Annotated in this window: 29 protein-coding genes; 11 read left to right on the top strand and 18 right to left on the bottom strand. The window is 33.4% G+C overall.

Annotation, left to right across the window (positions count from 1 at the left end):
• Positions 1-7: 7 nt before the first annotated feature.
• The gene (locus J2X17_RS09990) at positions 8-2,377 is read right to left on the bottom strand and encodes a GAF domain-containing protein (RefSeq protein ID WP_310297115.1); all 2,370 of its coding nucleotides are present in this window, start codon (positions 2,375-2,377) and stop codon (positions 8-10) included.
• Between the two features lie 228 nt (positions 2,378-2,605).
• On the opposite strand from J2X17_RS09990, the gene J2X17_RS09995 reads away from it, so the two are divergent.
• Both J2X17_RS09995 and J2X17_RS10000 read left to right on the top strand, forming a co-directional pair.
• The gene (locus tag J2X17_RS09995; RefSeq protein ID WP_310297121.1) at positions 2,606-3,358 is read left to right on the top strand and encodes an SDR family oxidoreductase; all 753 of its coding nucleotides are present in this window, start codon (positions 2,606-2,608) and stop codon (positions 3,356-3,358) included.
• Between the two features lie 72 nt (positions 3,359-3,430).
• Positions 3,431-4,012: a TetR/AcrR family transcriptional regulator gene (locus J2X17_RS10000; protein WP_310297124.1), complete on the top strand. Its 582-nt coding sequence runs from the start codon at positions 3,431-3,433 to the stop codon at positions 4,010-4,012.
• A 94-nt stretch (positions 4,013-4,106) separates the two neighbouring features.
• Here the strand turns inward: J2X17_RS10000 and J2X17_RS10005 are convergent, their stop codons facing one another.
• The 8 genes from J2X17_RS10005 to J2X17_RS10040 all read right to left on the bottom strand — a co-directional run bounded on the left by J2X17_RS10005 (position 4,107) and on the right by J2X17_RS10040 (position 10,408).
• A complete protein-coding gene (locus J2X17_RS10005; RefSeq protein WP_310297127.1) occupies positions 4,107-5,165 on the bottom strand; it encodes a nucleoid-associated protein in 1,059 nt (352 codons plus the stop codon).
• A gap of 42 nt (positions 5,166-5,207) precedes the next feature.
• Entirely contained in the window at positions 5,208-5,567 is a 360-nt protein-coding gene (locus J2X17_RS10010) for a four helix bundle protein (RefSeq protein WP_310297129.1), read from the bottom strand.
• A gap of 112 nt (positions 5,568-5,679) precedes the next feature.
• Positions 5,680-6,219 (bottom strand): IS1096 element passenger TnpR family protein, encoded by a 540-nt coding sequence (locus tag J2X17_RS10015; RefSeq protein WP_310297132.1) that lies wholly within the window; start codon positions 6,217-6,219, stop codon positions 5,680-5,682.
• 214 nt (positions 6,220-6,433) lie between these two features.
• Positions 6,434-7,033, bottom strand: a complete 600-nt coding sequence (locus tag J2X17_RS10020; protein ID WP_310297134.1) for an HPP family protein — start codon at positions 7,031-7,033, stop codon at positions 6,434-6,436.
• Positions 7,034-7,127: 94 nt separating this feature from the next.
• Positions 7,128-8,408: a chloride channel protein gene (locus J2X17_RS10025; protein WP_310297137.1), complete on the bottom strand. Its 1,281-nt coding sequence runs from the start codon at positions 8,406-8,408 to the stop codon at positions 7,128-7,130.
• 285 nt (positions 8,409-8,693) lie between these two features.
• Positions 8,694-9,083 (bottom strand): SMU1112c/YaeR family gloxylase I-like metalloprotein, encoded by a 390-nt coding sequence (gloA2, locus tag J2X17_RS10030; protein WP_310297140.1) that lies wholly within the window; start codon positions 9,081-9,083, stop codon positions 8,694-8,696.
• A 9-nt stretch (positions 9,084-9,092) separates the two neighbouring features.
• On the bottom strand, positions 9,093-9,656 hold the full coding sequence (locus J2X17_RS10035; RefSeq protein WP_310297143.1) for a sugar O-acetyltransferase: 564 nt from the start codon (positions 9,654-9,656) through the stop codon (positions 9,093-9,095).
• Positions 9,657-9,949: 293 nt separating this feature from the next.
• Complete coding sequence (locus J2X17_RS10040; protein WP_310297145.1) at positions 9,950-10,408, bottom strand: DinB family protein; 459 nt, start codon at positions 10,406-10,408, stop codon at positions 9,950-9,952.
• A 139-nt stretch (positions 10,409-10,547) separates the two neighbouring features.
• Here J2X17_RS10040 and J2X17_RS10045 point away from each other — a divergent pair, with 139 nt between their 5' ends.
• The 8 genes from J2X17_RS10045 (at position 10,548) to J2X17_RS10080 (ending at position 17,254) form a co-directional block, all read left to right on the top strand.
• On the top strand, positions 10,548-12,713 hold the full coding sequence (locus tag J2X17_RS10045; protein ID WP_310297148.1) for a TonB-dependent receptor: 2,166 nt from the start codon (positions 10,548-10,550) through the stop codon (positions 12,711-12,713).
• 387 nt (positions 12,714-13,100) lie between these two features.
• Complete coding sequence (locus tag J2X17_RS10050) at positions 13,101-13,721, top strand: hypothetical protein (RefSeq protein WP_310297151.1); 621 nt, start codon at positions 13,101-13,103, stop codon at positions 13,719-13,721.
• 24 nt (positions 13,722-13,745) lie between these two features.
• Positions 13,746-15,107 (top strand): 2TM domain-containing protein, encoded by a 1,362-nt coding sequence (locus tag J2X17_RS10055; RefSeq protein ID WP_310297156.1) that lies wholly within the window; start codon positions 13,746-13,748, stop codon positions 15,105-15,107.
• The gene (locus J2X17_RS10060) at positions 15,107-15,415 is read left to right on the top strand and encodes a 2TM domain-containing protein (RefSeq protein WP_310297158.1); all 309 of its coding nucleotides are present in this window, start codon (positions 15,107-15,109) and stop codon (positions 15,413-15,415) included. The genes J2X17_RS10055 and J2X17_RS10060 overlap by 1 nt, the downstream gene beginning before the upstream one ends.
• 2 nt (positions 15,416-15,417) lie before the next feature.
• Positions 15,418-15,756 carry a 2TM domain-containing protein gene (locus tag J2X17_RS10065; RefSeq protein WP_310297161.1) on the top strand — a complete coding sequence of 113 codons (339 nt, stop codon included), beginning with the start codon at positions 15,418-15,420 and terminating at the stop codon, positions 15,754-15,756.
• Between the two features lie 2 nt (positions 15,757-15,758).
• The gene (locus tag J2X17_RS10070) at positions 15,759-16,064 is read left to right on the top strand and encodes a 2TM domain-containing protein (RefSeq protein WP_310297164.1); all 306 of its coding nucleotides are present in this window, start codon (positions 15,759-15,761) and stop codon (positions 16,062-16,064) included.
• 39 nt (positions 16,065-16,103) lie between these two features.
• Complete coding sequence (locus J2X17_RS10075) at positions 16,104-16,451, top strand: 2TM domain-containing protein (protein WP_310297167.1); 348 nt, start codon at positions 16,104-16,106, stop codon at positions 16,449-16,451.
• Between the two features lie 35 nt (positions 16,452-16,486).
• A complete protein-coding gene (locus J2X17_RS10080) occupies positions 16,487-17,254 on the top strand; it encodes a LytR/AlgR family response regulator transcription factor (protein WP_310297170.1) in 768 nt (255 codons plus the stop codon).
• On the opposite strand, the gene J2X17_RS10085 is transcribed toward J2X17_RS10080, so the two are convergent.
• The 5 genes from J2X17_RS10085 to J2X17_RS10105 form a co-directional block, all read right to left on the bottom strand.
• Positions 17,235-18,260 carry a COX15/CtaA family protein gene (locus J2X17_RS10085; protein ID WP_310297172.1) on the bottom strand — a complete coding sequence of 342 codons (1,026 nt, stop codon included), beginning with the start codon at positions 18,258-18,260 and terminating at the stop codon, positions 17,235-17,237. The two genes, J2X17_RS10080 and J2X17_RS10085, sit on opposite strands and share 20 nt — an antisense overlap.
• Before the next feature lie 62 nt (positions 18,261-18,322).
• Entirely contained in the window at positions 18,323-18,619 is a 297-nt protein-coding gene (locus J2X17_RS10090; RefSeq protein ID WP_310297174.1) for a type II toxin-antitoxin system RelE/ParE family toxin, read from the bottom strand.
• Positions 18,604-18,891, bottom strand: a complete 288-nt coding sequence (locus tag J2X17_RS10095; RefSeq protein ID WP_310297177.1) for a hypothetical protein — start codon at positions 18,889-18,891, stop codon at positions 18,604-18,606. Before J2X17_RS10095 ends, J2X17_RS10090 begins: the two co-directional genes overlap by 16 nt.
• A 52-nt stretch (positions 18,892-18,943) precedes the next feature.
• Positions 18,944-20,371 carry a CCA tRNA nucleotidyltransferase gene (locus J2X17_RS10100; RefSeq protein ID WP_310297180.1) on the bottom strand — a complete coding sequence of 476 codons (1,428 nt, stop codon included), beginning with the start codon at positions 20,369-20,371 and terminating at the stop codon, positions 18,944-18,946.
• 15 nt (positions 20,372-20,386) lie between these two features.
• Positions 20,387-20,761, bottom strand: coding sequence for a GxxExxY protein (locus J2X17_RS10105; protein WP_310297183.1), 375 nt, complete (start codon positions 20,759-20,761; stop codon positions 20,387-20,389).
• Between the two features lie 397 nt (positions 20,762-21,158).
• Between J2X17_RS10105 and yaaA the strand changes: the two genes are divergently transcribed.
• Positions 21,159-21,917 carry a peroxide stress protein YaaA gene (yaaA, locus tag J2X17_RS10110; RefSeq protein ID WP_310297186.1) on the top strand — a complete coding sequence of 253 codons (759 nt, stop codon included), beginning with the start codon at positions 21,159-21,161 and terminating at the stop codon, positions 21,915-21,917.
• Positions 21,918-22,220: 303 nt separating this feature from the next.
• Here the strand turns inward: yaaA and J2X17_RS10115 are convergent, their stop codons facing one another.
• Genes J2X17_RS10115 through J2X17_RS10130 form a run of 4 tightly spaced genes read right to left on the bottom strand, consistent with a single transcriptional unit; the run spans position 22,221 to position 26,848 of the window.
• Positions 22,221-23,810, bottom strand: coding sequence for an MDR family MFS transporter (locus J2X17_RS10115; RefSeq protein WP_310297189.1), 1,590 nt, complete (start codon positions 23,808-23,810; stop codon positions 22,221-22,223).
• 4 nt (positions 23,811-23,814) lie between these two features.
• Positions 23,815-24,894, bottom strand: coding sequence for an HlyD family secretion protein (locus J2X17_RS10120; RefSeq protein ID WP_310297192.1), 1,080 nt, complete (start codon positions 24,892-24,894; stop codon positions 23,815-23,817).
• A 12-nt stretch (positions 24,895-24,906) separates the two neighbouring features.
• Positions 24,907-26,229, bottom strand: a complete 1,323-nt coding sequence (locus J2X17_RS10125; protein ID WP_310297195.1) for a TolC family protein — start codon at positions 26,227-26,229, stop codon at positions 24,907-24,909.
• Positions 26,219-26,848, bottom strand: coding sequence for a TetR/AcrR family transcriptional regulator (locus J2X17_RS10130; protein ID WP_310297199.1), 630 nt, complete (start codon positions 26,846-26,848; stop codon positions 26,219-26,221). Before J2X17_RS10130 ends, J2X17_RS10125 begins: the two co-directional genes overlap by 11 nt.
• Positions 26,849-26,939: the final 91 nt, after the last annotated feature.

The following is a 26,939-nucleotide window of genomic DNA, read 5'->3' on the forward strand; positions in this document are numbered from 1 at the left end:
AACTAATTTAGTTGAGCTCATCTAATAAATCCTGATAAGTGATTTTCTTTGCTGCTGAATTGCGCGTATTGTTAATCACTTTAACGCGAATTGCTCTCAGGCCGGAAACACCCTGTAGGTCTTCAATTTCAAACTGTTCAATAGAAGGCTCCAATATTTTTTTATGCTGCAAATACTTAATGTATTTTAAATATTCTGCTTCCTCACTATTTTGCGAATACACGATTGTAATTTTTTCTTTCTCGGTAATTCGTTCTTTTGTGCCTTTGATATTTGATTTGTCGATACGTTTTTTAACTACTTCATATCTCGCATTGTACGTTCCATCAACATCAAAACGTTTTTCATCCATTCTAAAACGGATAGAAAGCGGTGCGCTAAATACCAAAATCAAAGAGGTAACATCCAATTCGTACGGCAGCGATTCTTTAAGCTGATGATGTTCTAACTCCATTTCACATAAAGTCTGCAATTGCCACAAACGCAAATTATGCAAATACATAATATCGAAGGGTTTTGCTGGCGCTATTGACGCTCCAATGTATAAATTATGTTCAACGCCATCGGTTTTAAAACGTTCGTAATAATGCGGATAAATCTGTTGTGCTTCAACTTGTTTTCGGTCTAAAACAGTAGCCAGTTTTTTATTGATAATCGACATTGCATTATCAAATTTCTTTCTTTCCTGATAAAACAATCCTGTCTTTTCGTCCAAACTTTCAAAATACAAACGTTCCAGTTTTTCGCTTTTTTCTGTTTCTTTTGTGTTTTTTAAAAGTGGATGAATTTCTTCTTCGATATAACGCTGAATGTGCTGTTCTGTATCTGCTTTTAAAGGGGAATCTAATTCGGTTCGGAATGATTCCAATTCAAATTTTCTTTGTTCCAAAAGCACCAGGTTCGTATTTGGGTCCTGCGATTCAAAGATTTCTAATAAAGCTGAAAGCTGGTTTTTAAGATCTGTTTTTACCGTTTCATTTCGGTGTTCCGATGAACCTTTTATATCAATTTGTCCGTACAGTGGATATACATTTTTGAAGACAATTTCCTTGAAAATATAATCTTTTGTGTGATTGGTGTTTTGAAAATAATTCTGAGATTCTTTCTTAAATTTCCAATATACACTTGGATGGATTGTAGTATATTCTCGTTGAATAATTGCCTCAATCTGGTGTTGCATATCAGTGTTGTAACGATCGATAGTGTCCGTTAAATAGGGAAGGACTAATTCTAATTTGGTTGCATTAACACTATTTAGATCCCTGGCATTTGAGGAAACCAATTCTAAAACACCTAATAAATGATCGTCTTTTATAACCGGTGCAAAAACACAACTCTGAATTCCTTGCTTCAGTAAGTGTTCGCCCAATTTTTTGTTTGATGACTTTTCAATGAATTTGCTGATGTTTGAAATGACAAAAGGTTCTTTCTTGGTCAGTAAATTTTCAAAGGAACATCCAAAAAAAGCGTTTTTACAATCTATTTCCTGATCGTGCGAAAGCAAGAAACTCTGTAACTGACTTTCTAATTTAGCGGGTTTTACAAACTTTTCTTCTTCTGGATTGTATATGATGAAACCTACTTTTAAATTCGGAATTTTAAATATTGATCTGAAAATATTGGCTACAACTTCATCAGTTGTTACCGATTCTCTATCCGGTTTCAATAAATTACTTTTCAAATTCGAAATCGCACTTTCCGTCGTGGCATCAAATAAAGAAACAATTCCGAAACCTTTTAATATCCAGCTTCCTTTTGGAAATTTAGTTTTCCAAAGTTCAATATCATCATAGTTATCAATCAATAAATCAATATCTTCCTGAGTTAAATGTACCGCATTTTCGGTTGGAGTAATCTCCATAAAATCGGCATTGTACAAAATACGATAATGTTTTTCGATGCCATCTTCATCCGGAATATCATAGAAAAATGGTCGGTTGAAGTCGATTCGCTGTTTGTAATAATTGCCAAGAATCAAACAACAGTTATTAATATAGAATTGATGATCGTCAAAATCACGAATTTCCATATTAAATTCATCTCCCGCATTGCGAAGGATTTTCTTGAAACGCTCGGTATAATTAAAGGAAATATTCTGAAAAGGAATCGTAACCGCTTTGATTTCATTTTGCGTTAAAGCAGTGGGGAATAAATCGGCTAGTATATTTTTGATTAAAGCTTCGTTATTTTTAATAATCGAATAATCTTCAATTCCGGTACGTAATTCCGGAATAGATTCGATTTGTTTTAAAATGGCTTTGGCATAATTCGAGCGATAATCCACATCTGATAAAGCAATTTCCTCAAATGATTCAATTAACTTATGAAATGAGATTATTGTTTTGAAGGGACTTTCGTTGTACAAATGAATATCCATCTGATTTTGGTTTAGGGTACAAAATTAAGCATAAATTAAGAATATTTATCATTTTACGATTTCTTTGAGTTATGGTACTATAACTCAAAGCCCTTTTGTGCTCTGGGATTTCAGACCCTCATTATTATTTTAACTAAACATTAACATTAATAATAACGGAACGATTGTTCCGTTATTATATCTTTGTGCCATAATAATTGAATAATCAATAACTTAATAATTAATAAAATGAAAAATTTAGAAAACAAAGTAGCTATAGTAACAGGTGGAAATAGCGGAATTGGGTATGCAGCTGCAGCTGAATTAACAGCAAAAGGCGCAAAAGTAATTGTAACAGGAAGAAACAAAGAAGCTTTGGTTAAAGCAGAAACTGAATTAGGAGTTACCGGAATTGTATCTGATCAATCTGATTTAAAATCGATTGATAATTTAGTTGAAGAAGTAAAAGCAAAATTCGGAAAAGTAGATATTCTGTTTTTAAATGCCGGAATTGCAGCATTTGCTCCAGTAGATTCAGCTTCAGAAGAACATTATGACAGCATTATGAATGTAAATGTAAAAGGAGTTTACTTTACAGTTCAAAAAGTATTGCCAATATTAAACGATGGAGGTTCTATCATTTTCAATACTTCTATCAATGCTCATGTTGGTATGCCAAATTCAAGTGTGTATGCCTCTAGTAAAGCTGCAGTTTTATCTTTGAATAAAGTTTTTGCTACAGAATTGGCTCCAAGAAAAATCAGAGTAAACGCCGTTTCTCCTGGTCCTGTTGAAACTCCGCTTTATGGAAAATTAGGTTTGGAAAAAGAACAAGTAGAAGGATTTGGAGCTGTTTTAGGAGAAAAAATTCTATTGAAACGTTTTGGACAAGCTTCTGAAATTGCAAAAACTGTTGGATTCCTTGCTTCTGATGATGCTTCATTCATTACAGGATCTGAAATCGTTGTTGATGGCGGACTTACAGTAAACGCTGTAGTATAATTTTTTTGACTAATTCAGGAACGTTTGTTCCGTATTTTTTATATCTTTGTAAAGTAATTTAATTTTGAAGTCATGGCAAGAACAAAAGAATTTAGTGAAGATCAGGCTCTGGACAAAGCAATTGAAATATTTTGGCACAAAGGATATAACGGAACCTCGGCTCAGGATTTAGTAACGCATTTAGGTTTAAGCCGTTCCAGTTTGTACGACACTTTTGGTGACAAGCAAAAACTGTTTGCAAAAGCTCTAAATAAGTATCAAAGCGATAGTTATGTTAAGGTCAAAGAAATTTTAGAAACAGCAACAAACATTAAAGATACACTAACTCTAATTTTTAAACTGGCAGTTGTTGAAAGTCTGGAGGACCGAATTACGAAAGGTTGTTTTATGGTTAATTCTGCAGTTGAACTTGCGATGCACGATGAAGAGATCGCTAAAATTGTGAGAGATAATCAAAAAGTTATGGAAGAAGTTTTTTTTACCGCCGTAAAAAAAGGGCAGGAGGCAGGACAAATTTCAACCAAACAAGAGGCGCGTTTGTTAGCCAGATTTATTTTTAACACGTATTCCGGAATTAGAGTTTTGGCTCGCGCAGGTGAAAAAGACAAACAAGTTTACGATGATATTCTAAAAGCACTGTTTTCTTTGTTTTAAAGAATAACAAAAATATTCCAAATAAAAAGCGGCAATTACATTTGTAATTGCCGCTTCCTGTTTAGTAAGTAAGTAATAGAAAATGAATAACTTCTTAGCTTTTTTCTTCTTTATTGAAATAGACTAAGTAGTAATACATTTGTTTTTCTTCATCCCAGCCTTTTTCAACAAATTTTTCAGCGCTTTCAGGATTGATAAAATCCATTTTAATCTGAATGTGAGTATCCAGATTAATAACGTTTTTAATCGATTTTCTGGCGTCAGAAACTGCTGCGTTGGCAATAGGGAATGAGGTTACATCTTCGATGCTGTATTTTTCTCCTTTATCAACTTTATAGTTTTTAAATTCAGGAATTAAATCAGGATTGTCTAATACTTCATTCAGGAAATTTTGCTCTTCAAACTGATCATTTTTAGCGAAGTAATTCACAGATCGGTTCATAAACATAACTTCCTCTTTCTTGTCTTCTGCTGGTAAAACAACGTCTTTTGCGAAGTTTTGGCAGAATTTTAAATATTTTTTAGTAATGAAGTTTTCATCCTCAAAAGCATCAACAGATAAAAAGTGTTCCAACCAATAACGCGCATCGTAGCGATTGCTGTCTACAGTCAGAATTTTGTATCCTTCTTCTTTTTTATAGTTGAAAATCAAACATCCTTTATCTAATTTGTTCAGGTTGATACCTTGCTGCAAAATCATTTCCAGGTTACTGTTTTTTTCTTCAAACTGTAAAAAGTCCGCTTGTATTTCACTTTTAAAAATTCCGATAGCATCAACAACATTATTGTCGATACTTAAATTTGTTAAATACGTCACATAAACCTCTCCGTTTTTAATATGTGGATGGTTTGACTGCTCAAATAAATGTGTAGTGATTTTTTTTGAAATCTCTTGCAGATTACCCGGATTGGTAAAAATCTCCGTAGCGTATTTAAACATGTCGTTGTAATCCAAATCGACTTCGTGCGCAAACTGATAATAGTTTTCTTCCTTTTCTCTAAAAGGCTTAAAAAAGTACTCTTTTATCAGAGGCACAATTTCATCATTCAAATTAAAAGGCTGTTCCGATAAAAAAATCGCTTCGTTTCTGCTTTTGTTTCCTACGCGGTGTATCGCAAGCGTCTCGATGTGGGTGTTGAAAAGGTTGATCATATTTTTTAGGTTCAGAGTTGCAGAGGTTCAAAGGAACAAAGGTTATTTTCGGTCTTTTATTTTTCTAATAAAAGCACTTAACATTCGCTCTATTTCTCTGCTTTCTCCATTTGTCTTATTAAATTGGATTTGATTAATATATTTTAGATTGTATGAAATTTCAAGTTGTGTTTGTATCTCAAACAACGAAGAAATAGAGATATTTAAAAATCGTAAATAATCACTATTTCCATCTCTTCCGTAACCTTCTGCTATATTACTTGGTATTGATATTGCACTTCTTCGAATCTGTGAAGATAGTCCATAAATTTCTTCGTTGGGGAATGAATTTGTTAATTGGTAAATTTCAGTGACTAAGTTCATCGATTTTTGCCAGATTAAAAGGTCTCGAAAAGTATTCATAAATTTATATTTAGTATTAAAATATAAAATTAGGAAAATTCTTATTATTTAAATCGAAGATTTAAAAAAAATCTTTGAACCTTTGCCACTCTGGACCTTTGAACCTTTCCTCCTAATTCCAATTCTCCTCAAATCCATAATCCTCAAAGCTGTCATCGCCTTCGAACATGTCAAGATCTTCTTCGTCAAGATCATCTTCAAATTCTCCGTAGATATCGTCGTGCATATCAGCTTCGAAGGTTTTTTCTGTGGCTTCATCCGGCATTTCTCCGTGCGAAAATAAAGTTTCAGGGTATACTGCACCGGCAGATTGTTCTTCAATAGCAGCTAATTCAACTAAAAATGTCCACATACTGATAAAATCGTAAACGTAGATGATTTTGGTGTTTTCCTTATCTAAAATAGAAGATAACGGATAATCACTCATGGTTCTTTGTTCACCCGGAACATCACCAGTGTCAAAAAGTGGAATTTCATCTTCCTGATTCCAAGTTTCATCGCAAGTATAAAATGAAGCAACTTCAGTTCCATCAAAACCAAAAGCATTGAAGATTGCATTGTGTAAATCCTCAAGAGTATCATCTTCAAGAATTGCAATGTCTCTAAAAATATCTTCTTCGGCGTCTAGAATTACTCTAAATTTATAAACCATAATCTTTGTTTTTATTGAAAGGTCAAAGGTAAAATATAAATAATGATTTACGAATTAGGAATGGAGATTTGTTGAAAAGATTTTAATTCTCTGTCTTACTTACCTTAAATTATTCGGTCATCCTGCAAGGTTTTCAAAACCTTGTAGGTTTTATTACAGTTTTCAAGTCATACCTACAAGGTTTTGAAAACCTTGCAGGAATTATAGTAGATGATTATTTTCCAACCAATCGTTTCCTAATCTTATGATAATGTTTATGATAAGTGCTATGACTCGGATAAGTTCTGCTCGAAGTCATATTATTAAACACCAGAGCGGTCAGAAATAGAATTAAACACCCAACTAAAACCGGAGAAAACACATACATATAACCGAGAGCTTTTATTTTGTCAGAACCAATAATCGCAATAAGTGCCGTAGCGCCTCCGGGCGGGTGAAGTGTTTTTGTTATTTGCATAAAAATAATAGCGAAGGAAACGGCAAGCGGTGCAGCAATCCAAATAATATCCGGAGCCAATTTATGCACGGTTACTCCAATAAATGCCGAAATAACATGACCGCCGATTAAATTTCGCGGCTGAGAAAAAGGACTTTGAATGATTCCGTAAACCAAAACGCTTGAAGCTCCAAAAGAGCCAATTAAATAAACAGCATCATTTCCTGTAAAATGTATGGATTGAATGTAAGCCAAGATTCCGATACCGAAAAATGAGCCTAAAAAGGACCAAAAATGTTCTTTAAAATCTACAAGAGTTTCTTTGTAAAGGATATAACGTGTTTTGCGATATCCCCTTTTTATTTTTTGAACAGGCATGTGGTATTTTTATTTTAATAGACTTTTAAGCTTAATTTTTTTTGGCACAAATTATTGATCTTAAGCGATTAATCTGCAGAAACTGACTGAATTATTACTTTATTAAACTTGGTGAATAGCTGTAAACCGTGTATGGATATATCATTTTTGCCGTGTATTTTGAAATTAGGCACACAACCAAAATAGGTAAAAACAAAGTGTAATCATTTGTTAATCCGCAAACTAAAAATATTGCAGTGAAAGGCGCATGAATACTCGCACTCAAAACAGCTGCCATTCCGATAATCATGAAATTCACCGGAATTACATTTACATGAAAAAGCGTGTTTAAAATAGAAGCCAATAGCAATCCTAAAAAAGCGCCAATGAAAAGACTAGGAGCAAAAACACCGCCATCACCACCGGAAGCCAACGTAATTGAAGTAACGATTGGTTTTAAAATCAAGATTCCGATAAAAGTGAAAGCTAAAGTCAGCGTTAACGGAATTTCAGTGGAACTGCCAAAAATACCTTTGATGGCATGATAACCTTCTCCATACAATTGCGGAAAAGTAAAAAGTGAAATACTTAAAACCGCCGATCCTAGAATGATTTTGTAATAATGAGTGTCTATTTTTCCAAATTGTGATTTAAAAAATAAGACGCAACGGGTTAGGTAAACGGAGTTCATTCCGGCTAAAATTCCTAACAGAATAAAATAAGGAATCGATTTTAAATGCCATGTTGTTATGGAAACGGCAAATAAAGGTTCTTCTTTTAAAATAGTAAGAAGACCAAAAGCGATTGAAACGGCTATAACATTCGAAATAATAAACGCGCGTGTCATTTTTCGTGAAATAACTTCGAGAGCAAATAAAATTCCGGCAATCGGGCTGCTGAATAAAGCGGTAACTCCCGCTGCAACTCCCGCACAGATTAATTCGGTTTTGTATTGACGAAATACATTTTCTTTTTGTTGGGCGACAGAACCGATGGTAGCCGTTGCAACAACAGTAGAAACTTCAATTCCGGTTGATCCTCCAAAAATAACAGTCAATAATCCGTTAATAAAGTGTGATGGAATTTTATAAGAAGGAAGGTTTTTAGTAGATGATTTTGTGCTTTCAAAAACTTCTTTGATTCCTTTGTTTTCTTTCTTCTTGAAAAGATATTGTCGTAGAAAATAAATTACGGATAATCCGAAAACGGGAAAAAGAATATAAAAAATCGGATTTACCGAAACTTCATGAAAGAAGATTTCTTCGTAATATTCGGTTATTTTTTTTAGTGAAATTCCGAGAAAGGCAGAAAGGAAGCCAATTAAAATAGAAACAATAACTAATTTTCGGAACTTAATAAATTGATGATTTTTTTTGATTTGCGCCGTTTTGTTCATCAGAAGTAAATTTGAAATCGCAGAATTTTATTTGCGATTTCACAAAATTAGGCAATCAAATCTGTTTTTTCATAATAAACGGTCTTTATAATTTGTTAAAATTGGTTTTCAAGGTTCAGAGGTGCAAAGGTGCAAAGGTGCAAAGATGTAAGTTTAATTTCCTCGAAATGCCAAACTGAGTGGAGCTTCGTAAAGAGATTTAGGAGTTCAATTCCTAGAAATGACATAGGATGAGGAAACCTTTGAACCTTTGCCTCTCTGCACCTTTGAACCTCAAAAAAAAACTTAACGCTCATAAAACTCAATCGGCAATTCATCCGGATCGGCAATAAAAGTGAATCGTTTTTCAGTGGTTTCATCAATTCTGATAGGCTCAGATTCAATGTTTTTTGTGTTCAAGAAAGCAATGGTTTCTTCTAAATTTATAACCTCAAAAGCTAAGTGTCGCAAACCAACTGCTTCTGGTCGTGACGGGCGTTTCGGCGGATTCGGAAAAGAGAATAGTTCAACAACATAAGTGCCATTCAGAGCCAAATCAAGTTTATGCGATTGGCGTTCTTCGCGGTAGATTTCTCTAATAATGGTCAGACCTAAAACTTCGGTATAAAAAGTTTTTGATTTTTGATAATCCGAGCATAAAATGGCAATATGGTGAACTTTATTTAAGGTAAGCATTATTTATTTTTATTCAGGTTGATTTAATTTTCTAATTATTTTCGCCGGATTTCCAACCGCTAATGAGTTGTCCGGAATATCTTTTGTTACAACAGATCCTGCGCCGATAACACAGCCTTTTCCGATAGTGACGCCTGGACAGATAACAGAATTTCCGCCAATCCAGCAATCATCTCCTATGGAAATCGGCAATGCATTTTCTAATGATTTTCGCAATTCAGCGTCAAGCGGATGCGTTGCCGTGTAAATTTGAACATTCGGAGCAAAAAATACATTTGAACCAATATTTACAGGTGCGCAATCTAAAACAACACAATTGACATTGAAATAAACGTTGTCTCCGCAAGTAATATTGTATCCGTAATCGCAATGAAATGGAGGTTCGATATAAAAACTCTTTCCGGTATTCGGAATTAATTCGGCTAAAATTTCTTTAGCTTTTTTCGTCAGGCGGTATTCGGTTACGTTTAGGCGATGCAATAAATTCTTGGCTTTTCGGCGTTCTTTTACCAAAACAGGATCTCCTGCAATGTAATATTCTCCCGAAATCATTTTTTCTTTTTCTGTCTTCATCTGTGGCTTTTATATTTTTTTCTTAGCGATCATGTCATGAGTTTTCGTCGAATTTTGCTTCAGTTTCCTAAGAAAATCCGAGGGTACTTAGCAATAAAACGCGAATAATAGTATTGATTTTTTCATATGGAAATATTTTAATTGAGCTAAGTAATTCTCAATCTTGTCATTTCGACGAAGGAGAAATCACACAAGAAACTAACATAAAGTATTTCCAAAATTGCGGAGCTTCTCGTGGAGATTCCTCCTTCGTCGGAATGACATCAACTACATGTTAAACTCCGATATTTATATTAAAGCAACTTCTTCAAAATTACAATTTGTCCTAAATGATAAACATCATGCTGAATAATCCCATGAATATCTTCATAAAAACTATGATTGTTATTGGGGTCGATTTTTTCAAAATCAGCTTCTTCTAAATTAGCCAGAGAAGCATTCCACAATTCCTGTGATTTTTCGAGATTCTGAAGTGATTGCTCCCAAGCCGCTTCGGATGGATCGATAATCGGGACAAAATAATTATGATCAGGAGTTATAATTGTTTCTCCGTGAACACGTCTTAAAATATTTCTTCTCCATTGAATAAGATGATTAACAATCTCCCAAATCGTATTCAATTTAGGATTTATTTTTCTGTATGCCTGTTCGGCAGTAACATCTTTCAATGTATTTGCCAAAGTGACTTCAAGCCACGGATTTCCATTATAAATGGATTGATACAGATTCGAAATTCTTTTACCTTCTGACATAATCGATAGTTTTTGAAACACGTTAGCTAAGATACAAATAAGTATTTTACAACTCATCCCCGAAATTCTACAATTGAGTTATTTAATATTTTTTAACTTCGGCTCTTAAAATACATTTGCGCTATCAAAATCAAATACCATGACAACCAAATTATTTTTTACAATTGCCCTTTTATTTTTTACCGCTTTCATTTTTGCTCAAAATACCATTTCCGGAAAAGTGGTTGACGAAAAAGGAAAACCGGTTCCGGGCGCCAATATTTATATCGACGGAACTTACGACGGCGCAACAAGTTCTGAAACAGGAGAATTCTCTTTTGAAACTGCAGCAACAGGAAATCAATTTTTAGTAGTGACTGTTTTAATTTATGATGCCTATAGAAAAGAAATTGATGTTGCCAATTTTAAAGATCAAATCATAAAAATGAGAGAAAATGTAAATGCACTCGATGCAGTTGTAATTACTGCAGGAAATTTAGAATCTGGAGATAAAGCACGAGTATCTGTTTTAAAACCTTTGGATATTCTGACTACAGCAGGTTCTGCAGGAAATATCGTTGCAGCATTACAGACTTTACCGGGAACACAAACTGTTGGCGAAGACGGACGTTTGTTTGTACGTGGAGGAGAAGCTAGCGAGACTCAGACTTTTGTGGACGGAATTAGGGTAGCACAGCCTTACGGGGCAACAACCAATAATTTACCAACCAGAAGCAGATTTTCTCCAATGCTCTTTAGCGGAATTGCCTTTTCGACAGGAGGTTATTCGGCAGAATATGGCGAAGCGTTATCTAGTGTTTTGCTTTTGAATACGGAAGACGAAGCAGATCATAATAAAACAGATATCGGATTAATGACTGTTGGTTTGAGTTTAGGAAATACTCAAAAGTGGAAAAAAAGTTCTTTAAGTGTTAACATGGCGTATATCAATTTGGCACCATATCAAGCTGTGATTCCTCAAAATGTAGATTGGAATAGCCCTTATCAGTCGCTTGGAGGTGAAACGGTGTATCGTTACAATTTTACGAACGGAATCTTCAAACTGTACGCTTCCTTTGACTCAGAAAGATTCGATTTAAATCAGAAAAATATCAATTTTGAAAATCCGATTAGGACTGACTTGAATAATAATAATTTTTACCTGAATTCTTCTTATAAAGGAACTATTGGGCCAGGCTGGCAGCTGACTTCTGGTATTAGTTATGGCTACAGCAAAAACAAAACGAAATACAATATAAGTGATATTGACACCGAGGAAAATGCAGCTCAATTGAAATTAAAACTGAGTAAGAAAATTTCAAATCATTTCAAGTTATCTTTTGGAACGGATTATTTCATTACCAAATACACTGAAAATTTTAATGATAATGTAAGCGTTCAGGCGACAAATGGTTACGATTCTAATATTGCCGCTTTTTATACTGAAGGAGATATTTCATTTTCGAAAAATCTTGCTGCAAAAGTTGGTTTCCGACTATCGAATAATAGTTTGTTAGAGGAAACCAATATTGCGCCAAGAGCTTCTATTGCTTACAAAGTTTCAAAAAGCAGTCAGTTTTCATTTGCTTACGGAGATTTTTCTCAAACTCCTGTTGTCGATTATATTAAGTTTTCGAAATACCATCAGTTTGAAAGTGAAAAAGCACAACATTACATCTTAAACTATCAATTTACAAAACCGGGACAAACATTTAGAGCCGAGGCTTATTATAAAGATTACAGCAATTTGGTTCAGTATAATTCAAGAGATATTGCATACAATTCGGTTTTCAATAATAACGGTTCGGGATATGCAAAAGGATTGGATATATTTTGGAGAGACAGCAATTTATATAAAAACTTAGAATATTGGATTTCTTATTCTTATATAGATTCTGAAAGATTGTACAAAAACTTTCCAACGACAGCAACGCCAAATTTTATTGCCAATCACAATTTGTCCATTGTAACCAAATATTTCATCACTGACTGGAAATCGCAAGTTGGTTTCACAAACAGTTTTAGCACTGGACGTCCTTATAATGATCCAAATAAAACGCAGTTTATGAGTGAAAAAACAAAAACTTATAACAGTTTGAGTTTTAACTGGGCGTATTTATTGACAACTCAAAAAATCTTGTATTTCTCAGTGTCAAATTTATTAGGAAGTCAAAACGTTTTTGGATACGATTATGCCAAATTACCAGACGCAAACGGAGTTTATCAAAGACAAGCCGTTGTACCAACTGCAGACCGATTTTTCTTCGTTGGCTTCTTCTGGACCATCAGCCAGAATAAAAGCGAGAATCAGTTGAAGAATCTTTAGAAAAGAGGGGCAAAGGTGCAAAGGCTCAGAGGTTTTTTTAAAGAAGGTACAAAGATGCAAAGGTTCAAAGGCTCAAAGGTTTTATAAGTTGCATAAAAACCTCTAAAATTAGAAGAATTTTTAAAAAACCTTTGTCCCTTTGTCTCTCTGAGCCTTTAAACCTAAAAAAGAAACATTTCAGTCACCAAATTCGACAACTCAGTATTATTTAATTTTAAAACAGTAAAATCCAACATACTTTTGAAGTATAAATTTAAAAGAGGCGCTAAGTTGCTAAGGTTCTAAGATACTAAGAAAAAAACTTAGAGACTCAGCAACAAAAAAACTTAGAACCTCAGAATCTTAGAACCTTAGAACCTTTAAAAGTAACTTAAAAAAAAAGAAATCATGACCAAAATTATTACAATTATCACGTTATTTATTTGCAGTTTATTATCTGCACAAACACAGTTTGAACAAGGAATGGGAAAAGCTTTTGGGCTTTGGAAAGAAGGAAAAAATGCAGAAGCTTCGGCAATGTTCGAAAGAATCGCGGCGGCAGAGAAAACAAGTTATTTGCCAAACTATTATGTGGCTTTAATCAACACTACATCGGCATTTACTGAAAAAGATAAAACTAAAATCGATTTTATGCTGACCAAAGCGCAAGACGCTTTGGATGTTGAAATGATCAAAGATCAAAACAACGCAGAACTTTATGTAATGCAAGGTTTAATTTATACGGCCTGGGTTGTTGCAGATCCTATGACAAACGGAATGAAATATTCGTCTAAAGTAATGGAAGCTTACGCGAAAGCAAAAGCCATTGACCCAAATAATCCGAGAGCTGTTTTTGGAGAAGCTGATTACCAATTAGGGGGAGCAAAATGGACAGGTGTTGACACAAAACCGCTTTGTGTGCAAGTTGATAAAGCTATCGAACTTTTTGCTACTTTTAAACCAGAAACGCCTTTTTCGCCAAAATGGGGATTGGAAAGAGCTTTAGAAGTTCAAAAAAATTGCAAATAATAAAACCAAATTAAGCTGATTATAATGAAAGACTATAGAAATACATTTGGAGATTTGAAAAGCGGAACGATTATGTGTTTCAAGATTTCAATGGTCTTTACGGTAATATTTTCAGCCTTTTTGGGTGCCGATTTAAATCCGAAAAATGTATTGATAACGTTCTTATTAAGCTGTCTTTATTCCTTCGGATTGGGTTTTGGAAACGGCTTTATCAATGTGCTGCTAGATAAAAAATGGGATTGGCTTGAACAAACCAATTTGAGAGTTTATTACGGAATTTTGGTTACTGTTTTGTACACTGTTCCAGCCGTTTTAGGAATTAATTTTATCATTTTTATTGTTTTGCAAGATTTGCCAGTTGCAAATTTCTTTACCGAAAGAATGATATGGATACACCTTTTCTATATCATTTTATCCTTGGGAGTTTCGACCTTCATGCAAGCCAGAAGCTTTATGGTAAAATGGAAACAGGCATCAAAATTTGAGGTAACACAGCAAAAGATTATCGCAGGAACGGCAAATGCACAATTCGAAAGTTTAAAAAATCAAATCGATCCGCATTTTCTTTTTAATAGCTTAAATGTATTAAGTTCTTTGATTGAAGAAAATCCGGATAATGCTCAGCGATTCACCACTTCTTTGTCAAAAATCTATCGTTACGTTTTAGAGCAAAAAGACAAAGAATTGGTTACAGTAGAAGATGAATTGTCATTCGCAAAAACCTATATGAATTTGCTGAAAATGCGTTTCGAAAATAGTTTATTCTACGAATTGCCTGCAACACCAATCAATCCGGATGCAAAAGTGGTTCCGTTGTCCTTACAGCTTTTACTTGAAAATACGGTAAAGCATAATGTAGTCAGTGAGCAGAAACCACTGCATATTCGAATTTTTGTTGACGGAGATTATTTAGCAATTCAAAATGATTTTCAGAAGAAAGAAGTTTTACAAGACAGGCAGGGAGTTGGATTGCAAAATATTGTGAACCGATATGGAATTGTAACGAACAGAAAAGTAGTAATTGAACAAAATGAAGCAACATTCACCGTTAAGATTCCGATTTTAACGAAACAAATAACAGTTATGGAAACAAGTGCAGACTATAGCGATGAAAATAAGGCTTATTTCAGAGCTAAAAAAAGAGTAGAAGAATTGAAAGGATTTTATGGAAATATAATTTCGTATTGTTGCGTGATTCCTTTTTTAATTTTTATAAATTTGAGGTATTCTCCTGGATTTCAATGGTTTTGGTTTTCTGCCTTAGGCTGGGGATTTGGAGTTTTAATGCATGCTTTTAAAGTTTTTGGATACAGCTCAAATTGGGAGGAACGAAAAATCCGAGAAATTCTGGAAAAGGAAAATAATAATAAACAAACCTGGAAATAATGGAAACAAATTATAGCGAATCAGAAGTTTATTATCAGGCTCAAAAAAAAGTAAAGGAAATTAGAGAGTTTTATCAGCATCTGACTGTGTATATGCTTTGTAATCCGATAGTTGTAGTGGTGAATCTAATGACTTCTCCGGGTTATTTATGGTGTTTGTGGTCTATAATAGGCTGGGGGATTGCGATAGTTTTGCATGGGTTTAAGGTTTTTAATTATCCGCCATTTTTTAGTAAAAAGTGGGAGGAACGAAAAATCAGGGAATTCATTGAAAAAGAAAAGGAAAGCCAAAAAGAAATCTGGAAATAGCCATGGAAACAAATTGCAATAAGGAATTTGGAAAATTTGAGTTTGAGGAAATTTTTAGAAAAAAAATCGTAAAGCTCAGATCATTTTACATGCATGCTTTTATTTATGCAATAGGATTAATTGCTTTTGTATTGAAAGAATATTATGGTTTTCCGCTGCATTTCATTCCGTTCCAGTATCTCAATAATGTTGTAATGATCATTTGGAGTTCAGTATTTTTAGTTTCAGCAATTGACTTATTTGCATCATATAAAATTTTTGGAGATGACTGGGAAAAGCGTAAAATGAAAAGTATTTTAGAAAAAGATCAAAGAAAAAAAGAAAAACAAAAATGGGAATAATTATGGAAAATAATTTTAATGAAGAAGACAGATATTACCTAGCAAAAAAGAAAGTCGAGAACATCAAAGGATTTTATGGTAATTTAGTCAGTTTTCTAGCTGTAAATACGCTTTTAATTTTTATCAATTTGTATACAACCCCGGATCATTTATGGTTTTATTGGCCTTTGATGTGGTGGGGATTGGGAGTTGTTTTTCACGGATTGAAAGTTTTTGAAGTATTTCCGGTTTTGGGAAAAGGCTGGGAAGAAAAAAAAATCAAAGAACTCATGGATAAAGAGAAAGAGAACCAAAAAAGATGGCAATAATTTTAAATTTAAGATAAAATGAGACATTGCAGAAGACGTATGTACGAAGAATATGGGCATGAATTTAAGAATGATGAAAGCTTTGAAATTGCCTACAGAAAAGTAAAAAGAATAAGAGGTTTTTACTCACATTTGAAGGTTTATATTATTGTAAATGTGATTATTATTGTTTCAAGTTTTAACAGAGATCTTATCGGGAGCAATTTTAGGGACAGTGGAATATTCGATTGGCATACTTATACAACAGCATTTTACTGGGGCATAGCATTGTTAATCCACTCTTTTACAGTATTTGGGATGGATAGATTTTTTAACGATGAATGGGAGGAGAAGAAAATCCAGAAATATATGGATGAAAAAAAATCTAATGCCAGTAAGTGGGAGTAATTTTAATTTATTTTTTCAATTTTTCAGTTTAGTAAATGACCACATTAATTATAGAAGACGAAAAACCGGCAGCAAGATTATTACAGCGAAAGCTTGAAAAGTTAGATATTGCCGTAGAAACCATGTTACATTCCGTAGAAGAATCTGTTGATTGGTTTTCTAACAATGAACATCCTGATTTGATTTTTTTGGATATTCAGTTGTCTGACGGTTTATCTTTTGAAATTTTTGAGAAAATAGATATCAAGAGCGCCATTATTTTTACAACGGCCTATGATGAATATGCTTTAAAAGCATTCAAACTCAATAGTATCGATTATCTTTTGAAACCAATTGATGAAGATGATTTAGAAATTGCCGTTACTAAATTTAAAAGGCGTTTGCCAAAATCAAATTCAGAAAGCCAAAATCTACAGCTTGATTTTGAACAAATCCGCCGAATGTTATCAAATCCTTTTGAGAAAAACTACAAAAAGCGATTTACCGTTAAAATCGGACAGCATTTAAAAGTCATTACCACAGATGAAATCGAATGTTTCTTTAGTGAAAACAAAGGAACCTACATCCACACTTACGATAACCGAAATTATCTGATTGATTCTACTTTAGAAATTCTGGAACAGGAATTAGATATGAAGAATTTCTTCCGCGTAAGCAGAAAATTCATTGTACCGCTTCAGGCCATAAAAGAAATTCAGGTTTATACTAATTCACGGCTTAAAGTAATTTTACCATCTTATAAAGAAGATGAGGTCATTGTAAGCCGGGAAAAAGTTCAGGATTTTAAGAGTTGGCTGGGCTAGGTTTCTTAGCCTCTAAAATCATATAAAACTGAATCCCGAATAGGATAGAAGCCAATACCAAATGTATCGCCTGACTTCCTATAGGGAAATCAAAATAAGCCATTGCAATTCCGGTGATAATTTCGATTACGATAATAGAAAGCACCCAGTTTATTTTTGAAAATCCTAAGCCGAATTTTGTGTTTCTAACATATAAATACACATTTACCAACAAAACTAAAATAGAGAAAGAGCGGTGAACGTAAAAAGTAATTGACGGATTTTGTAACCAAAGAATGCTTGCCGTTAAACCACTTTTTACCTGTTCATCTACAAACTGGCGAACTTGTGTTCCTATGGCTACCTGAATTAAAGTTAGTAAAAGCGAAAATAATAGTACATTTCTAAAAGTTGAATTGAATTTTACAGCAGCTAATTTTGGTCTTGCCAGTTGAATGATGTATAAAATTACAGCAACAATTACCAAAGCCATAACCATATGAACGGTGATTTTTATTGGGTTTAAAACCGAGTAAACTACTTTTGCGCCCAACCATGCCTGAAAGCCCATCATAAAGACAACTAACCACGAAAGTAAAGTGATTTTCTTGTTTTGTTTCCAAAATCTGAAGGAAGCAATTGCCATAAAAAAACAAGCCATTCCTGCCAAAGCACCACAAAGCCTGTTGATGTATTCAATCCAGGTATGCAACGGATTAAATAACGCATAATCATGCTTAGTATATTTTTCCCAATGTGAAGCGTCAAAAGAAGTTTCAGTGGTAAAATTGTCTTTTGCAACCAAAAGCGTTTCGTCTTTAATAATTACCTGTCCTTTTTCAAAAGCACGGTTTGGTTCCCATGTCAATTCTTTTAAATCTGTTGGCGGAATATAGTATCCAAAACATTTCGGCCAATCCGGGCAACCCATTCCGGAACCTGTCATGCGAACTAAAGCTCCTGCGACAATTACTAAATAAACTAAAACTAATGCTGTTTTTGCGATTGTAGGGAAATGTTTTTTCATTCTTTTTTTAGTGACTAAGATTCTAAATTACTTACCTGAAGCTTCAGGATTAGTTTTTTGATTTATTTAAATGGAAAGTTTTCAGGACGTTGTCTAGTGTCCCAAATATCAAGAACAATAATTTCAGTTGGTGTTATTTTATAAATTAGTTCAAAATGACTAATAATTATAAATTTTATGTCTACGTTATCAACAGAATTACCAAATTCAGGAAGCTTTAAAACAATTTTTAAATTTTCATTAAAAAGAAGATTTAATTTATTACTGTATATTTTTGACTTATTACGATAATTCCAATAATCAAAAATACTCTTTCTTGAATTTTGAGCAGTAATAGACCAAATTAATCTTCTAACCATGCTTGGATTTCTTTTTGAGCTTCTTCATCAGAAATACATTCGCCGTTTTCATATTCTCGTAATGCCTGATCTATTTTTCTTTGCTCTGCTGGAGAAAAAATGCGTATATTTTTTTCATACTTTAAAGCTGGTTCATTTACTTCAGTTGGCTTTTCGTCGGATAAAACATAATTATTTTCTTCCAATAAAGATTTTATTTTTAGCAATAAATCTATATCAGTCGTTTCAATTATTTTTTTTATTAAATAGAGTTTTCTTTCGGATGTTGTCATGACTTATTTTTTTTACAAAATTAAGTAAATTTTCCTACAATTTAGTATGAGTTTAAACTTTTGATAAACCCATTTTTTCAGCTCTTTTGATTATAAAATCATAAGCGGCTTGATATTCATTAGGAATGTCACCTTCTAAAATGGCTTCTTTTACAGCTTCTTTTAAAACTCCAATTTCACGTGAAGGTTTTAAATTGAAAATTTCCATGATTTCTTCACCAGAAATTGGCGGCTGAAAATTACGAACATGATCACGCTCTTCTACTTCAACAATTTTCTTGCGGACGATTTCAAAGTTTTTATGATACTTTTTAAATTTCGATGGGTTTTTGGTTGTAATATCCGCTTCGCATAATGTCATCAAATCTTCGACATCTTCTCCGGCATCAAAAACCAAACGACGAACGGCACTATCAGTTACAATATCCTGCGCCAAAACTATTGGGCGAGAACTCATAATGACCATTTTTTGCACAAATTTCATTTTATGATTTAACGGCATGTGTAAACGTTCAAATATTTTTTTGGCCATTTTTCCACCCAAAAATTCATGACCGTGAAAAGTCCAGCCTTGTTTTTTATTAAAACGTTTTGTTGGCGCTTTTCCAATATCGTGTAATAGAGCCGACCAGCGTAACCAAACGTCATCTGTATTTGGGCAAATATTATCGACAACTTCTAAAGTGTGATAAAAATTGTTTTTATGTGTGTGACCTTCAATTTCCTCGACCTGATTCAAAGCTGTTAATTCAGGAAGAATAATATCTAAAAGTCCGGTTTGATATAAAAGTAAAAATCCAATTGAGGGTTGATCAGTCGAAAGAATTTTATTCAATTCATCAACGATTCTTTCTCCGGAAATGATGTTGATTCTCTCTGCATTTTTAGTAATCGCATCAAGCGAATTTTTCTCAATTTCAAAACCTAATTGATTGGCAAAACGAATTGCACGAAGCATTCGCAAAGGATCATCAGAATACGTAATGCTTGGATCTAAAGGTGTTTTGATGATTTTATTTTCTAAATCGGCCAAACCGTCAAAAGGATCAGAAAGATCTCCGAAAGTTTTTTCGTTTAATGATAAAGCCAAAGCGTTGATGGTGAAATCACGACGATTTTGATCATCTTCAAGAGTTCCGTTTTCCACAATTGGATTTCGGCTGTCGAAATTATAAGATTCTTTTCGGGCACCAACAAATTCTATATCAGTATCTTCAAAACGTAACATTGCAGTTCCGTAATTTTTAAAAACCTGTACTTTAGGTTTTTTAGGAAGAAGTTCTGAAACTTTTAGAGCCAACTCGATTCCGCTTCCAACGGCCACAACGTCAATATCCTTTTTAGAACCTCGATTTAAAAGCAAATCACGAACAAAACCGCCAATAACGTAACTGTCAACGTTTAGTTCCTGAGATGCCTGCGAAATAATTCCGAAGATTTTATGTTGTAAAGCTGTTTTATAGTTTGTTTGTATAGCCACGAATTCCCTAATTTTTTATAAAATAATACGTTTGTGTTCAAGTGAGGCAGAATTAAAGTTTGCTAAAATTGCTAAATGTGTTTTAGAAACTTTAAGATAATTTAGACATTGGGAAATATGCTTTGGGTGTAGATAATCACTTGATTTTATTTCAAGTATAATTTTATCAAACAAAACAAAATCAGCATAAAATTTGTGATCCAGTATAATGTCTTTATAATTTACCAAATATTCTTTTTCTCTTTCAAATGGAATATCGGCTTTTTTGAATTCATATTCTAAAGCATCTTTATATACGATTTCAGAAAAACCTCCACCTAAATTTCGATGAACATCAAATAAAATCCCCATTATTTGATAACTTTCCAGTTGATATAATATTTTTGTCATTGTCTAAATTTTTTTCGCCACGAATTCACGAATTTTTATAAATTAATTTTAAAAAGTTAATTCGTGAATTCGTGGCTAATATTTAGAATACAACTTTCAATTTTATATTGAAATGTTATTTGGAATTTTATAGTTGCAAATTTACAACATAGAAAACGCCTTTTACAATCTATTGTTTACTTTTTTGAACAAATTCATATTTTCAGGATGAAATTTTATTAAAATAAAAAAGATCACCTTAAATTTCACGAATCGTAGTGAAGTAAAAAGAGAAATTCGTGAATTCGTGGCGAAAAAGACTAGTCGGATTCATTTATACCATTATCGAACAAATCAATTCGTATTGCTGTTTTTTAAAATTTCAATTTGTATTTTTGAATCATACAAATACGTACAAATGAAAATTGTTATATCGCCAGCGAAGTCACTGAATTTCGAAAAAAAATTACCAACTACTCAATATACTGAACCCGCTTTTTTAAAAGAAGCACGTCAGGTTCATAAAATTTTAAAAACTAAAAAACCAGCAGAGTTATCTGAATTAATGTCCATTTCAGATAAACTATCCGATTTAAACTGGGAACGCAATCAAAAATGGAAAACACCTTTTTCTCCAGAAAATGCACGTCCTGCAGTTTATACTTTTGATGGTGATGTTTATACAGGATTGGATGCCTATACAATTCCGTTAGAAAAATTAGATAAATTACAAGATAAATTGAGAATTTTATCAGGACTTTATGGGGTTTTAAAACCACTTGATTTAATGCAGGCATATCGTTTGGAAATGGGAACAAAATTGCCCGTTGGTGAATATAAAAACCTACACGAATTCTGGAAGCCGGTTGTAACCAAAGCTTTGAATAAAGAATTGACAAAAGGTGAACTATTCGTGAATTTAGCCAGTACAGAATATTTTTCTGCCGTTGATGTAAAAGCTTTAAAAGTTCCCATAATCACACCGGATTTTAAAGATTATAAAGACGGAAAATTAAAGATGATTAGTTTCTTCGCGAAAAAGGCGAGAGGTATGATGGTACGCTATATCATCGATACTAATGCTGAGACTATTGACGATTTGAAAGGTTTTAATTATGAAGGATACCAGTTTGATGCGAATCTTTCAAAAGGAAATCATTTGGTTTTTACGAGATAGATTCTTTCGAGGTGCTGAGGTTCTAAGTTGCTAAGGTTCTAAGGTTTTCTTGAGAGTCGGAGACTCATTTCATATTGTAGGCAGGGATTTTAATCCATGTAATCTCAAAGTGACAAAGGTTCAGAGGTTTAAATGAGTCGTAGACTCTACCCATATTGTAGGGAGGGATTTTAATCCCTTCATAATAATGAAAGGGAATTAAATTTATATTGTACATTAAAATAATAATAAAAAAGCCGGGTTAAATTAATTACCCGGCTTTTTCTTATTATAAATTATAAATCAATTATTATATTAACGCTATTAATGCATTGCATCAGCAGGATTAATCTTGTTTTTACCTCTCTTGATGAAGAGGATAATTGGAATACAACATAAGAACATTATTCCTAAATACATAAAAATGTCAATGTACGACATTACAGTACTTTGTTTCAATACGGCGTAATCGATCGCCTGGTATGCTTTTTTGAGGGCAACATCGGCACTATAACCTTTCGCCATAAAGGCGTGCTGCATGCCTAAAATACGTTGCTGAACATCGTATTTTGCCGGATCTAAATTCGTTAATAAATTAACTCTGTGTTCCTGACTTAAACGAGTAATAAAAGTGGTAATAATCGCAATACCAAATGAACCTCCTAATTGGCGCATCATTCCGGTAAAAGCTGCTCCTTCACCAATATGTTTTCCTTTTAACGTTGATAGCGAAAGTGTGGTAATTGGTACAAAAAGCAAGCCCAAACCAACTCCTCTTAAAATCAATGGCCAATACATATGTTCTACACCAGTGTCAGGCGTCATACGAGTTTGCATCATGAAGGTAAAGAAGAAGAAAACTAAAAATCCAATTCCAACCATATAGGCTTGCGGAACTCCTTTCTGAATCATATTTCCAACAAATGGCATCATGATCGCAGTGGTAATAGAACCCGGAATCAATAATAATCCTGCATCAGTAGCTGTCCATCCTAAAATAGACTGCGTGTAAATTGGGATAATCAAAGTCGAACCATATAATCCGAAACCAAGAATAAAACACATTACGGTTCCAATTCTTAAATTTCCATCTTTCAGCACACTTAAATTTACAATTGGATGTTTGTATGTTAGCTCTCTCCAAATAAAAAGAATCAAACCAAGAATCGACACAACACTTAAGGTTACAATTGTAGAATCATTAAACCAATCGTCTTGCTGGCCATGTTCTAAAACGAATTGAAGTGATCCAATAAATGCTGATAACAATATGATTCCCCACCAGTCAACCTGATTCGCTTTTAATTTCTCACCATATTTTGGGCTTCTAACAAAAGTCAGCGCCAAAATAGTAGCGATAATTCCCAACGGAATATTAATGTAAAAGATATAAGGCCATGAATAATTATCTACTAAATAACCTCCTAAAGGCGGTCCAAGAGTTGGGCCAACAATTACCCCCATTCCGTAAATAGCCTGCGCCATACCGCGTTTTGCAACCGGATAACTTTCGGTAATAATCGTTTGGGCAGTTACTAATAAAGCTCCTCCACCCATACCTTGTACGAACCTGAAAGCCACCAGTTCCCAAATATTACTGGCGTTACCACACAAAAAGGAACAGACGGTAAATATTATGATGGAAGCCACAAAATAATTACGTCTTCCAAATTGCTGCGATAGCCAGCTCGTCATCGGAATTACAATAACATTCGCAATTGCGTATGCTGTAATCACCCACGCTACATCTGTCAAGGTAGCACCAAGACTCCCGCGCATGTCTGTTAGCGCTACGTTTACAATAGTCGTATCAACGATTTCCAGCAATGCACAAAGTACTGCTGTAATCGTGATTATGACACGTCTGTAACCGTATTCTACTAAATCGTCGTCTCCTTGTACTGCTGTTGCCATTAATTTATTTTAAATGTACGTCTACGTCAACATTCATTCCCGGACGTAATAATTTTACTTTCTCAGGGTCATTAGATGGATCTAAACTAATTTTTACTGGTAATCTCTGAATTGTTTTTACGAAGTTACCTGTAGCATTATCAGGTGGCAATAATGAAAAACGAGATCCTGTTGCTGGTGAAAATGAAGTTACAATCCCTTTAAATTCATAGTTAGGATATGCATCAACTTTTAAACTTACTTTTTGTCCCACAATCATTTTGTTTAATTGCGTTTCTTTGAAGTTAGCTACAACCCAAGCTTCATTATTATTGATGATGTAAAATAAAGATTGTCCTGGTTGAACCAATTGTCCTGGTTGAATATCAACTTTCGAAACCTGACCATCAATTGCTGCAGTTACAACAGTATACGTAAGGTTTAATTTAGCAACATCAAGCATTGTTTTTGCTCTTTTAATGTTTGCTGCAGCAACTTCTGTTTGTTTGTCAGAAGCTTTTGACTTAGATTCGATTACCGATTTTTGGTAAGAACTAGCTCTTTGTTGTTGTTCTAAAACACGAACTTGGTTTTCAGCTTCTTCTTTAGCAGTCAAGGCCTGTTCGTATTGTTGTTTTGTAATTGTATGCGTTTTATACAAATTGCTGTAACGATTAAAATCGTTTGTCAATTGTCTCAATCTGATTTTAGCACTTTCGATAGAACCACTTGCAGATTTCATGTTTGCATCAGAAACATTGATACTTGCGTAAGCACTTCCAATATCAGCTTTAGCAGCTTCATATTGACCTTCAGCACCTAATAAAGCTGCATTAGCTTCATCAATTTTTAACTGATAATCTCTTTTATCGATAGTAAATAAAGTATCTCCTTTTTTTACAAAATCATTATCTTTTACATACACTTTACTAATATATCCAGATACTCTAGGAATAATTGGATTCATTTTTTTCTCAATTTGAGCGTCATCCGTTTCTTCGTGAGCTTGTCCGTGTAAGTATTTTGATACTCCGTAAGTTCCCCCCAATAAAACCAAAACGGTTATTATAATGATGAATTTAGTATTTGTTTTTTTCTTTTCCATGAGAGCTATCGATTATATTTTAGAAAGATTGAATGATTGAGATAATTGTCCTGATACTGAAAGTAATTCGTAATATTTTTGAATAATGGTTGCTTTTGATAAAGCGGTGTTGATTTTAGCACTTAAATGTTCTACATCAGCTTCGACCAAATCATTGGTATCTGATAAACCGTTATCGAATTTATCTTTTACAAGTCTGTAATTTTCAGATGCTTGTTGTAAAGCTTCATCATAAACAACACTTTGATTAATTGCCAAATCATAATCTTCAATAGATTTCTGAACTTCAATTTTAATACGATCCGTCATAATAGCTTCAGTATTTTTTACTTCCAAAGCTTTACTTTCGGCTTCTTTTACGTGTGCATTGTTTTTATAGATTCCTGATAAATCATAAGATAAACCAACTCCAAAATTCATTGCATATTTTACAGTAATAAAATCTTTAAGATCTAAAGCAGTGTAACCACCAAGTAGAGCAAGAGAAGGATAATAACCTGATTTTGCAATTTTAACGTTAGCTTCACTCGCTTTTTGTTGTAAACGAATAGCTTCTAAATCTTTTCTGTTTTCAAGTGCCAATACATCAGATGTTGGCGCATTGCTTGTCTTTAAATTAAAGAAATCAGCTTCATTAACTGTTAATTTTACACTAGGATCTAATTTCAACAATGTTGTCAGATAATAGTTGATATTATTGATGTTGTTATTTGCTTCATCAATATTTAATTGTGTTTTTGAAACCAACAATTGCGCTTTCAATAAATCATTTCTTGGTATAATTCCGTTTTTCTCTAATTCAGTAAAATCAGTTACACGCTGTTTCGCCTGCTTCTGATTTTCGTTTAAAAGATCTAGCGTTTTTTGTGCTTTGTATAATGCAGTATAATAAGTAATTACACGCAAAGCGACATCTTCTTTAGTTTTCGCAGCGTTCGCACTTTCAGCTTCATATAAATTATCATAAGCTGTAATGCTGTTTTGGATTTTAAACCCTGCGAATATTGGCAAACTTACAGTAGCTTGTCCAAACATAACCTGATCTGGAGCCGGTAAAGGATCTGCGTTAGGATCTGAATTGGCTAAATCTACCGAAGCTGTTCCTAAACGTTGGTATTGACCTGCAATTTTAATATCAGGATACTGATTATTTTTGACCGTTTCTAATGCGTATTTTTTTGAGTTTACCTTAGTGTTGGCAAGTGTAACTTCGTTACTTTTTTCCCAAGCCAGTTTTACGGCTTCGTCTAAGGTTAAACTTGTTTTTTCTTGTGCTTCTATTGATGAAATTCCAATAAAGAAAATCCCAAAGAGCATTAATTGACTAATTTTCATAAACAAGTAGCGCTTTTATAGTTTGTTGAATGTGCTTTGTAAGACTGGTTTTAATGTAATTGTTGTACATTTCTTCGGTGTTTAAATTCAGTAATTCCACAAAAAAAGGTTTATTCATGTGAAAGTGAAAAAAAGTTCCAATAATGGTAGGAGTAAGAAGCGGAATTATAATATCTTTTCTAAATACGCCTTTTGCCTGACCTTGTGCTATAATACTTTCAACTGATTTTAGATTTCCTTTTTTTAATTCTGTAAAGGCAATCATGCTTTTTTCTCGCTTTTCCGAATTGATTTCAAAATGTATAACTCTGAAAATCCCTTTGTTACAACTAATTCTGTTAATGTAAATTTCGATTAATTTATTAACTTTTTCAATCGGTTCGAGATTTTCCTGTAATAAATTTTCGAGTTGTAGTTTTAAATCAGAAGTTTTATAAAGAATTAAAGCTTCCAGTAGTCTTTCTTTTGAGCCAAAATAATACGAAACCATTGCAATATTAATTTTTGCATGTTTTGAGATATCCCGTATCGATGTACCTTCAAACCCTTTGTCTGAAAATAACTTTTCAGCAACGTCCAGAATCTGAATTTTTTTATCGTTTAATTCAATATATGACATGGTAGTTTTTGTAATCGAGTACAAAATTAAACAAGTGTTTAAATTAAACAGTTGTTTAATTTTGTTTTAACATAACATTAACATAAAATGA

Origin of the sequence: Flavobacterium aquidurense (genome assembly GCF_031458035.1) — a bacterium.
Taxonomy (GTDB): domain Bacteria; phylum Bacteroidota; class Bacteroidia; order Flavobacteriales; family Flavobacteriaceae; genus Flavobacterium; species Flavobacterium aquidurense_C.

Excerpts from the sequence above, each read along its gene's own strand:
- J2X17_RS10075 (WP_310297167.1), top strand. The coding sequence starts at position 16,104 with ATGTACGAAGAATATGGGCATGAATTTAAGAATGATGAAAGCTTTGAA.
- J2X17_RS10085 (WP_310297172.1), bottom strand. The coding sequence starts at position 18,260 with ATGAAAAAACATTTCCCTACAATCGCAAAAACAGCATTAGTTTTAGTT.
- gloA2 (WP_310297140.1), bottom strand. The coding sequence starts at position 9,083 with ATGCTTACCTTAAATAAAGTTCACCATATTGCCATTTTATGCTCGGAT.
- J2X17_RS10035 (WP_310297143.1), bottom strand. The coding sequence starts at position 9,656 with ATGAAGACAGAAAAAGAAAAAATGATTTCGGGAGAATATTACATTGCA.
- J2X17_RS10025 (WP_310297137.1), bottom strand. The coding sequence starts at position 8,408 with ATGAACAAAACGGCGCAAATCAAAAAAAATCATCAATTTATTAAGTTC.
- J2X17_RS10105 (WP_310297183.1), bottom strand. The coding sequence starts at position 20,761 with ATGACAAAAATATTATATCAACTGGAAAGTTATCAAATAATGGGGATT.
- J2X17_RS10090 (WP_310297174.1), bottom strand. The coding sequence starts at position 18,619 with ATGGTTAGAAGATTAATTTGGTCTATTACTGCTCAAAATTCAAGAAAG.
- J2X17_RS09990 (WP_310297115.1), bottom strand. The coding sequence starts at position 2,377 with ATGGATATTCATTTGTACAACGAAAGTCCCTTCAAAACAATAATCTCA.
- J2X17_RS10000 (WP_310297124.1), top strand. The coding sequence starts at position 3,431 with ATGGCAAGAACAAAAGAATTTAGTGAAGATCAGGCTCTGGACAAAGCA.
- J2X17_RS10070 (WP_310297164.1), top strand. The coding sequence starts at position 15,759 with ATGGAAAATAATTTTAATGAAGAAGACAGATATTACCTAGCAAAAAAG.
- J2X17_RS10010 (WP_310297129.1), bottom strand. The coding sequence starts at position 5,567 with ATGAATACTTTTCGAGACCTTTTAATCTGGCAAAAATCGATGAACTTA.
- J2X17_RS10080 (WP_310297170.1), top strand. The coding sequence starts at position 16,487 with ATGACCACATTAATTATAGAAGACGAAAAACCGGCAGCAAGATTATTA.
- J2X17_RS10120 (WP_310297192.1), bottom strand. The coding sequence starts at position 24,894 with ATGGAAAAGAAAAAAACAAATACTAAATTCATCATTATAATAACCGTT.
- J2X17_RS09995 (WP_310297121.1), top strand. The coding sequence starts at position 2,606 with ATGAAAAATTTAGAAAACAAAGTAGCTATAGTAACAGGTGGAAATAGC.
- J2X17_RS10130 (WP_310297199.1), bottom strand. The coding sequence starts at position 26,848 with ATGTCATATATTGAATTAAACGATAAAAAAATTCAGATTCTGGACGTT.
- yaaA (WP_310297186.1), top strand. The coding sequence starts at position 21,159 with ATGAAAATTGTTATATCGCCAGCGAAGTCACTGAATTTCGAAAAAAAA.
- J2X17_RS10040 (WP_310297145.1), bottom strand. The coding sequence starts at position 10,408 with ATGTCAGAAGGTAAAAGAATTTCGAATCTGTATCAATCCATTTATAAT.
- J2X17_RS10055 (WP_310297156.1), top strand. The coding sequence starts at position 13,746 with ATGAAAGACTATAGAAATACATTTGGAGATTTGAAAAGCGGAACGATT.
- J2X17_RS10060 (WP_310297158.1), top strand. The coding sequence starts at position 15,107 with ATGGAAACAAATTATAGCGAATCAGAAGTTTATTATCAGGCTCAAAAA.
- J2X17_RS10115 (WP_310297189.1), bottom strand. The coding sequence starts at position 23,810 with ATGGCAACAGCAGTACAAGGAGACGACGATTTAGTAGAATACGGTTAC.
- J2X17_RS10005 (WP_310297127.1), bottom strand. The coding sequence starts at position 5,165 with ATGATCAACCTTTTCAACACCCACATCGAGACGCTTGCGATACACCGC.
- J2X17_RS10050 (WP_310297151.1), top strand. The coding sequence starts at position 13,101 with ATGACCAAAATTATTACAATTATCACGTTATTTATTTGCAGTTTATTA.
- J2X17_RS10020 (WP_310297134.1), bottom strand. The coding sequence starts at position 7,033 with ATGCCTGTTCAAAAAATAAAAAGGGGATATCGCAAAACACGTTATATC.
- J2X17_RS10065 (WP_310297161.1), top strand. The coding sequence starts at position 15,418 with ATGGAAACAAATTGCAATAAGGAATTTGGAAAATTTGAGTTTGAGGAA.
- J2X17_RS10095 (WP_310297177.1), bottom strand. The coding sequence starts at position 18,891 with ATGACAACATCCGAAAGAAAACTCTATTTAATAAAAAAAATAATTGAA.
- J2X17_RS10125 (WP_310297195.1), bottom strand. The coding sequence starts at position 26,229 with ATGAAAATTAGTCAATTAATGCTCTTTGGGATTTTCTTTATTGGAATT.
- J2X17_RS10045 (WP_310297148.1), top strand. The coding sequence starts at position 10,548 with ATGACAACCAAATTATTTTTTACAATTGCCCTTTTATTTTTTACCGCT.
- J2X17_RS10015 (WP_310297132.1), bottom strand. The coding sequence starts at position 6,219 with ATGGTTTATAAATTTAGAGTAATTCTAGACGCCGAAGAAGATATTTTT.